Genomic DNA, 8,519 nt, shown 5'->3' on the forward strand with positions numbered 1-8,519 from the left:
TCGAATCGCCAGGTACTATGTCATTCATCACCTTGCCTGAATATAAGTAAAATAAAAGGCATACAAGAATCCAAATGTGCCTCAATATCTGCTTTCTCAATGGGATGAGTTAAACCAATCGCCGCCTGCCGAAGAGGTTCGGCGACACACATGGCGAGTATGATTTTGGCACTGGTATCTGCAGGTAACATCGGCAACCAGCCCTGTTTTTGCTGTCGTGTAATCCACTCAGTGAGTAATTGTTGGCCGCGCGCTATGCCATTTTCAGTGTATTTCTTGAGAAGATCATCTTTGCCAGGAAATTCAGTATTGAGAAGGCGAAACATTTTCACGGCGGTTACTGATAGCGCCTGACCACAAATCGCAGCCAGTAATTTTCTTAGCGCCGGTAAAACGTCATTCTTATCTGTCGGATCGCTCTGCAGGAGTGGGGCGTAGTTATCCGTCCAGTTTCTAACCGAAAGGCCAAGCAATTCCTCTCTGTTTTTCGCAAAGCGATAGACGGTCTTTTTGGCAACGCCTGCATGCGATGCAACCGCCTCAATTGTTGTGGCGTCATAGCCTTTGTCAAAGAGCAAGGCCATCGCGCTACCAATGATTTGTTTCTTCACCTCTTCCTCAGGGACTGAGGGGCGTCCGCGTGGTTTGGTTGGTTGGGTCACCCTTGAGATTCCTTTTCGCTTGTCATACGACCATTCTATCGGTAATGTTTAGGAAACGCACTTCGTTTCCTAAATGGTGCGAACTTCCGAATGCTAATGGAGAAAAAAATGCGACAACACGATATTGCCAGGCCCTGGCTGGATTATTCGGCATTGCTTGATCCTTCTCCCATGCCGCTGGAGACCGGTATTAAACGTCTGGATGACGGGAGTCTGCTGGTCTCCGTACGCACTGATTTACATGGCTGCAAAGGACGTATGATTAACTGGTGGTTTACCTTTTTTGAAACGACGCAGCATATAAAATGGTGGCATCCCGTTGATCATGTTGAGCATCGTGGATGGGACGCCAACTGGAAGCGTGGGGAAAGTTTTTACGGCGCAAGCATCCATGCAGTTGAATCATTAGCTGAAATCCCTCCCATTCCCGCGCGTCTTAAATTCCATCACCCTGCATCGGTATTTGGCGAAATGGCTGTCGACAAGGCAATGGCGGATGGGAGTGTCTCGGCAATCATTGCCGCAAGGATAGGCTTCGGTGAAAAAACTGAACTGGGTAGCCAGGGCGACCCGCTGGACGGACAAATGCTACATGTTGTCCGGGATACGCCTTTTGGTTGTGTGCTGCGTAGCCGGTTTATTCTGGGTATGAGTAATGACGACCACGCTGAACCTGCCGATGACGTTGGATTAGCGCTTATGCGACACTGTTATACAGAGTTCACGTTCTTGTCTCGTTTCCTGCCTTCTCTGTATTACGGCGAGAAAGCGAATGATGAGAAAATTGCGCTTCCCTGGTAACTCGCAGGTTTAACTGCTCAAATAAACGTGTCGACGAGGGTAATCATGCCCACCGTGTATTACCGGGCCAGACCAACGTTATCGCCTGCGTGATGCACACTGGCTAAGCAGTGATGCCTGGTTTAACCAACGCGTAGCCAAACCGGCATCACTTCATATCTGAAATGAATTCAGCGTAACAAAATCAATCGACTGATTTTACTGTGATTCCAGTTATGCTGAAATCGTTACCATCGCCGCTGGCTTTATGGCTGAAAATTTCCAGCACATTATCGCCCTGTGTCGCCGTAAACTCTCCTGACAGCGTGACCCACTCGCCTTTCACGGCAAGTGCTGTAACCGAGGTAATATCCTGGCCTGCCACCCGCAGTGACAGTTCGGGTATCACCTTGTAGTCATTGTCCCTGCGAGCCTGAAGGCTGAAGCGATAGCGTTTCCCCGGCTGGAGTTCCGAATAATGTTTATAAAGCAGCACACCATTGTGTGTCCGGCCTTTAACATTGGTGGTCGGAAAACGAATCATGGTCGCGCCACCTTCTGAGTAAAACTCATGCTCAGGCGTTGCCGGTCCAAATTGCCAGTTATTCAGATGATTATTCGTAAACTTACTCTCATCCAGGAAAGGTGTTGCTGGCGGTTCGGGACTGACAGGGGCAGTGTCCGGCGCAGCGGGGGGTGAGGAGGGGGGCACCGGTTTGTTGTGATGTTCCTGACACGGGCAAGGGGGCGTATTCTCTTTGCAACGACAGTCGCTGGCGCAAGCGTCAATCAGGTTCTTAAGCACATCAGCAAGCGTATTCACCGCCCGGACAATCTCAGGGGCCTGTGCGCACAGATCGCTGCCATTACCAGGCGTCTTCGCTGGCGTTTTACCTTCCAGCGCATCTGCTTCTTCTTTTTTGTTCGCCACGCTGTCGTGTTGCGTGGCCTTACTGGCGCAAATGGTGCTTTTTAAAACCGAGGCAAAATCGGCAATGCCGGAGGTGTAGATATAATGCTCACCACCCGTACGAAGCGCCAGGCGCTTGTATTCCCGAACCATGGCTTTCTCATCATCCGGGGTGGGATAAGGTAATGAGACATGAGGCGTGCCCAGATAGGAGTGGATTTTGACACCGTACTCCAGGGCGGTGGCAATGGCATCATCGCAGGCTTTGATGCGGGCCGCATCCAGGGTCATCTCTCCGCCTTTCAGACTTTCGTCTCCCAGCACAAAAACATTCTTTTCAGCGCCGTCACGCCAGTTGTAATGACGGATAACGTCCTCCGCAGCTGGCGCCACATCTTCCTGAGCGGGGTTCCCCTCTTTGACATACTCTCTGCCTTTCAGGGCGGACGGGTTAGCACCGGCCTCGCTCGTCAGGAACTGACGGACCGTTTTATTAAATTTGGTGCCGGCAAAAACGCCTTCGATACCCAGAAAATCAGTTCGTAAATCCGAAGGGCAGGCTTTTCTGGCCTCCTCAATGGCGCTCTCAAGTTTTGCACAGAGCGCTTCCGCTTCATCCTTCATTGAAAGACTGCTGTCGATGATGAAAACCAAATCAACTTTTTTATTGTCCATAATGCTCATATCAGGGGCTCCATTAACGTTCATTTTTGTTTTCCAGTGAACCGGCAGGGAAGGCCGTGAATGGCACGTTGCCTCCCTGCGGGCATTTCAACCGAGCACAACAAACCTGACGTCATAACCTCCCGTATTATTGGCGTATTCAGACGCAACATTTGTATCGTTAAAAATGAATGAAATTTCGCCATCAGCAGGGACTTCCCAGTCGCTACCGCCGCTTCCGATACCGTAAATATGCTCACCCGCTTTGATCAGTAATTTCCCCGCCAGTGCTTCTGGCAGGACAAAAGTGGGATCCGGTTTTTGTGCTGACGGATGCTGGCTGTCGCCGTCAGGTCCAAAGCTGCGACCGCGGCTGTCGTACTGAGCGGTACCGGCAGCAATCAGCATCACCTTGTCCCCTTTGCTCACGGATACGCCGGTGTGGGTCCAGTCACTGCGCGTTGCGGGAACATGACCTTTCCAGTCCGCCTTTTGAGCCGCCGCTTTCTTTTCGTCTTCAGCGATATACACAACCGCGCTGAAAGCGCCGCTGTTGTCGCGATGTGAAGAGTCACTGACCACGAGAATCAGCTCGCCGTCTTCCGGTACTGACCACTGGTAAACACCACTGCCAATGTCATAGCTTTTTCCGGATGCACTGAATCGGGCTTTCAGCACCTTATCGTTCCGTAAGACAAAGCCCTCTTTTAGCCTGCCGTATGGCGATGCCAGGGCGTAGTCTTCTTTACCGTATTTAATCCATCCTTCCGCAATAATACTGATTTTTTGCCCGGCTTTTAGTTTAAGTCCGGTATTAATGCCCGTGTCAGCAGTTGCGTCAATATTGCCCGACCATGCAGGTGAAACAGTCATATAATTCTCCGTAATCGTGACAGCGTAGAGCGTCCAGCTTGTCAGTGGTATGAGGTAATAAATAGCCTATAGATAATGTTTTTTGTTACTCAGGGGTACGGCATTCACAATCAGAATATAAACAGATATGCCGCTCAGCAAATAATATTCTGGAAATGATGCTGATGATTTTCGTTCGTCTCCCGTCTGCTGCAGTTCTGCGAATTAAATATTAGGATTAATCTCATACTGTGTTTTGTTACTCCAGAGCGGTAATGTGTGTGAGTGAGAGGTATATGTTGAAACCAAAAAAGTAATAGACATGGTAACTAAATGGATACTTGTTAACCCATTCCTTTTCCGTCGTGGAGGCGAGAAATTAAGTGGAGAGGTAGAGGTTTTTTATTGGGCGGATATCACGGCAGGCGGTGCTGTAATGCGCCCTCTCACTGCTTTGTGTACCTATTATTACCGCCTGTCAGGTAAGATAATTAATTTACTAAAGGTATAATTACAGTCATGATTAAAAGTGCGATTACTCCTATAGTTAACATTAAAATCAATTATAAATCAGTGTCTTAGTTGTTGGCTGTGTCGGTGTGTTTATATAAAACGCAGCGTAAAAAAAGAAATCGCATTATTCTTTCGACATAAGTCTGGAAAAGATAAATATATTCAGATGCATCCATGATGAAATGTTATGAATACTAAATGTGATGTCTGTCACATGCAGGGGAGTTTTGTCTTTGATTGATGTAAAGCACGCATCAAATGTAATGTTAATGAAGCTTGATAAAGGAGAATAGCATGACGGCTAAGCCAGAATGGTCCGGAGAAGTTCCTGCAAATATTCCTGCCGGTATTAATACAGGCCTGCAACTGAATGCCGGTGATGAGATAACGATAATGGCCTCTGGCTGGATTAAATACGGTAAAGAAGAATTTGCGCTGGCGGTGCCGGATGGCAGGGTGAAAGAAGGGCTCATTACCTGCAATGATAAGGTGCTGAAGGCGAGATTTGATACCTCTGGCAAAGGTTATGATATAGGCGGTGGAGTATATAAATGGGCGGCTCCCCAGAGCGGTACCCTGCATCTGTATATTGCCGATACAGAGGTTGGATACTCTGATAATACCGGCAGTTTCAGCGTCAATGTATACCGGTAAGAACGGGTCGTTTCGGATACAGCGATTTCAGCCCTATTGATATGGCGGCAGGGATTATGTCCGGCGTTCTCAAACCGATATCTTATTCATTCCAATATTATTCGCAGAACTCAGCAGATGATAAGAAGACTAATCAACAATATTCTCTGGTACTCTACCGGGTGGGTGTTTTTTGGCCTGATAGTGCTCAGTGGAATCGCAGGGGGACTGGCGGCTTCAGTCCTGCATTTTACTACAACGGATGCATTCCTGGCCGCATTTTGCCTTTTTCTGTTGCTGTCATTGCCCGTTTGCTTCTGGCTACACCGGTTATCTCGCATACACCGGCGTCAGTAATGTACACGCCCACAAGGAGAGTCCCTGTGAGCGTGTAGTGTTTTCAGTGCTGAGCATGCGCAGTCGCGTTACTGGCGCTTATCCTGCAACGCCTTCAGGGGTAAACGCCATACGTCATAGCGCTCCTGGCCAGGTTTGACCGCGCCAGCAAAATGGTCGTTCAGGCTGCTGGAGGTAAAGATCAGATCCCCGTCCGGATTGATGGCCGGCGTGTCCGGCCAGTGTACGCCGTCGTTTGACGCCATCAGGGTCATTGAGCCACTCTTCGGTTCATACCTGACAATACCGTTGTGTGTCACATCGGTGATATAGAGGTTGCCTTTGGCATCGGTCACGATACCGTCGGTATTGCCTCCCACCGAACCAAGATCCCGGATCTGCGCCGCAATCTGCGCATCGTCAGCACCTGGCTTTCGCAGAATGTCAGTCGGTACCGCAAACGCATGGGTCCCTGTCGTCACCGTCCAGTAGAGCGAGCCGGTATCCGGAGACAGCGCAATACCGTTGATGCCAATCAGTAATGGATGACCAGGCCAGACTTCAGCCCCGTGCGAGACCACCTTCACACCCGGCTCAATCTGCAGGTCTGGATGACGGTCGAGCACACGTCGGGCAGTGCCGGTTGCGAAATCGGCGATGATAAGACCGACGCGGTTCTCAGGCGCACTGCGCGAGCCGCTGTCGGAGATGTAAGCGACACGGCGCGTTTCATCAACAACCACATCATTGAGGAAGCTCGCCTTGCGGTCTGCCACGCCATCCAGTGGAATGCGTTTGATCGTGCGGCCGGTATTCAGATCCAGCACCATCAGTTTCTGCGAACCCACGGGGGATTCCGCTTCTCCCGCGACGAACCCCATATCCAGGGCCCACAGCCAGCCATTCTTACGGTCAATATAGAAGCCAAGCACGTTACGCAGGTTCTGATCGGGAGCGGTTTCCACCGCATTACCCTCGCGGGACGGAAATGCCGTGAGGCGCGCCGGTCCGGTCTGCACGGTCGTATCAAGAATACTTAACGTCGCGGGTGCACCGGCTGAAACCAGTCGAGGGGTACTGACAAAGGCTCTTCCCTTTGCATCAAAGTGGATGCCTGCGATGGGCGCGTTAACCGAGCCGGAAAACGGCGTCGGCGTTTCCCCCTTCTCAGGCGTATTCCAGGTTACGCCGGTATAGCTGCGCCAGCGCTCAAGAGGGGCCTGGTTCGCTGCGCTGGCTACGCTCGCAAAAGAGAACAACATTGCCATCGCGATGGCGGACATATTACGGGTACGTTTGAACATTTCTATGCTCCGGTAAATAGGGGAAAGCAGGGGACACTGATTCCCCTCAGGTCATGACGGCTGCTGCATTAAAGAATGGAGCGGAAGGTGCCGCCTTCGACGCGCACCGCGGCGCCGTTAGAGGCAGCGCCCAGCGGGCTCGCCAGCAGCGCGACCATCGCGGCTATCTCATCAGCATCGATCATTCGCGCGATAAGAGAGCTGGGACGGTAGGTCTGGAAGAAATTCGCTTCGATCTCCTGGTCGGTCATACCCGGTGCAGGTGCGGTCTGGCGCAGGTATTCGATAATGCCGTCGGAGCGGGTCGCTGAAGGCAGTACGCTGTTGACCGTAACGCCCGTCCCCTTCGTGAGTTCGGCCATACCGCGCGAAACGGCGAGTTGCGCCGACTTACTGACGCCGTAATGCACCATGTCTGGCGGCGTGAACGCGCCGACTTCGCTCGACATAAAAATCACCCGGCCCCAGTTGCGTTCCAGCATGCGCGGGAAGTAATGCCGTGACAGGCGAACGCCGGACATGACATTGATGTTGAACATGTTCAGCCACTCATCATCGGTGATGTCGGCGAAGTCTCGGGCTTCATAAAAGCCCAGGTTGTTGATGAGAATATCGGTGTCAGGGCAGGCCGCGATCAGGGCTTTTGCCCCCTCAGCGCTTGCCAGGTCGGCAACGATGGCGGTGACCTGCGCCTGAGGCTGAGCGGCGGTAATGTCTGCCACGGCGTTTTGCAATTTCGCGTGGTCACGACCAGTAATGGTGACGGCCACGCCTTCGCGCGCCAGCGTGCGGGCGATGGCCAGACCAATCCCCGCGGTTGCGCCAGTAACGAGTGCTGTCTTACCGGTGAGTTGAAGATCCATGATTTTACCCTCTGGTGATGAATGCGCACACTTTACTCATCGCCCAACTGGAGATAAATTAGCGGAATTGAAAAACATTTGTTCCTGAAAGAGCATAATGAGCAGAAAATTCGATTATCTTGGCGATGTTGAGGTCTTCATCGCTGTCGTAGAACACGGCTCATTTACTGCTGCTGCCGTCGCCCTGTCCACCACGCCCTCGGTGTTGAGTCGTGCAGTTTCGCGCCTTGAGACGCGTCTGGGACGACAGCTTTTACAGCGAACCACCCGTCGGGTAGGCCTGACCGAGGCAGGGAGAGTCTATCTGGAGCAGGCGCGCTCTGCTTTTTCCCTGCTGGATGAAGCCGAACGTGATGGGCAGGGCCAGGAAGGCGACCTGACCGGACGCGTGCGCATGAGTGTACCGACTACCTACGGTCACTATCGTCTGCCGCCCTTGCTGGCGCGATTCTCCCAACACTACCCGCGCGTTCAGGTGGATTTGAACATCACCAACCGCAACGTCGACCTGATTGCTGAAGGGTTCGATCTGGCGATTCGTTTGGGTCAGATGCCCGACAGTGGTTTAGTCGCGCGTAAACTGGAGGATGCCGCTTTGCTGCTGGTCGCATCACCCGCGTACCTTCACAGGATGGGGACTCCGCAAACGCTGGATGATTTGCACCGACACATGTGTCTGCCGTTTATTTTGCCGCGCACCGGTCGCATCGCTCCGTGGGTGTTTCGGGAAGACGAACGCGATGTGGACTGGCTACCCGCTTCAACTATCGAAACATCGGATGATGTGCTGGGTGTCGTCTCCCTGGCTGAACACGGTATGGGGATTTGCCAGAGCTATGAATTTATCGTTCGGGACAGGATACAGCGCGGTCAACTGGTGGAGGTGCTTCCTCACCTTCGCGGACGCTCGCGGCCGTTCTCGGTGATCTTCGCGCCACACCGGCGCCAATCCGCTGCCACCCGCGCGATGATTGATCTCCTGACCACGCAATAACGACAAGGG

The 8,519-nt window shown here is 52.1% G+C and carries 8 protein-coding genes; 3 read left to right on the plus strand and 5 right to left on the minus strand.

What is annotated here, in order from left to right:
• Positions 1-20: 20 nt before the first annotated feature.
• Positions 21-662: a TetR/AcrR family transcriptional regulator gene (locus JTA15_RS00230; RefSeq protein WP_219372718.1), complete on the minus strand. Its 642-nt coding sequence runs from the start codon at positions 660-662 to the stop codon at positions 21-23.
• 108 nt (positions 663-770) lie between these two features.
• On the opposite strand from JTA15_RS00230, the gene JTA15_RS00235 reads away from it, so the two are divergent.
• On the plus strand, positions 771-1,463 hold the full coding sequence (locus tag JTA15_RS00235; protein WP_219373225.1) for a DAPG hydrolase family protein: 693 nt from the start codon (positions 771-773) through the stop codon (positions 1,461-1,463).
• A 184-nt stretch (positions 1,464-1,647) separates the two neighbouring features.
• On the opposite strand, the gene JTA15_RS00240 is transcribed toward JTA15_RS00235, so the two are convergent.
• Together JTA15_RS00240 and JTA15_RS00245 are read right to left on the minus strand one after the other, a co-directional pair.
• A complete protein-coding gene (locus JTA15_RS00240) occupies positions 1,648-3,036 on the minus strand; it encodes a carbohydrate binding domain-containing protein (protein WP_255580132.1) in 1,389 nt (462 codons plus the stop codon).
• Positions 3,037-3,123: 87 nt separating this feature from the next.
• Positions 3,124-3,888: a LecA/PA-IL family lectin gene (locus JTA15_RS00245; RefSeq protein WP_014168780.1), complete on the minus strand. Its 765-nt coding sequence runs from the start codon at positions 3,886-3,888 to the stop codon at positions 3,124-3,126.
• A gap of 786 nt (positions 3,889-4,674) precedes the next feature.
• Between JTA15_RS00245 and JTA15_RS00250 the strand changes: the two genes are divergently transcribed.
• Positions 4,675-5,034 carry a LecA/PA-IL family lectin gene (locus JTA15_RS00250; protein ID WP_044868113.1) on the plus strand — a complete coding sequence of 120 codons (360 nt, stop codon included), beginning with the start codon at positions 4,675-4,677 and terminating at the stop codon, positions 5,032-5,034.
• Positions 5,035-5,438: 404 nt separating this feature from the next.
• Here the strand turns inward: JTA15_RS00250 and JTA15_RS00255 are convergent, their stop codons facing one another.
• A complete protein-coding gene (locus tag JTA15_RS00255) occupies positions 5,439-6,653 on the minus strand; it encodes an L-dopachrome tautomerase-related protein (protein ID WP_219372720.1) in 1,215 nt (404 codons plus the stop codon).
• 68 nt (positions 6,654-6,721) lie between these two features.
• Positions 6,722-7,516, minus strand: coding sequence for an SDR family NAD(P)-dependent oxidoreductase (locus tag JTA15_RS00260; RefSeq protein WP_020885260.1), 795 nt, complete (start codon positions 7,514-7,516; stop codon positions 6,722-6,724).
• A 97-nt stretch (positions 7,517-7,613) separates the two neighbouring features.
• On the opposite strand from JTA15_RS00260, the gene JTA15_RS00265 reads away from it, so the two are divergent.
• A complete protein-coding gene (locus tag JTA15_RS00265; protein ID WP_032677486.1) occupies positions 7,614-8,510 on the plus strand; it encodes a LysR family transcriptional regulator in 897 nt (298 codons plus the stop codon).
• The last annotated feature ends 9 nt before the right edge of the window (positions 8,511-8,519 follow it).

This window comes from Enterobacter sp. BIDMC 29 (genome assembly GCF_019378755.1).
Lineage (GTDB): Bacteria > Pseudomonadota > Gammaproteobacteria > Enterobacterales > Enterobacteriaceae > Enterobacter > Enterobacter ludwigii.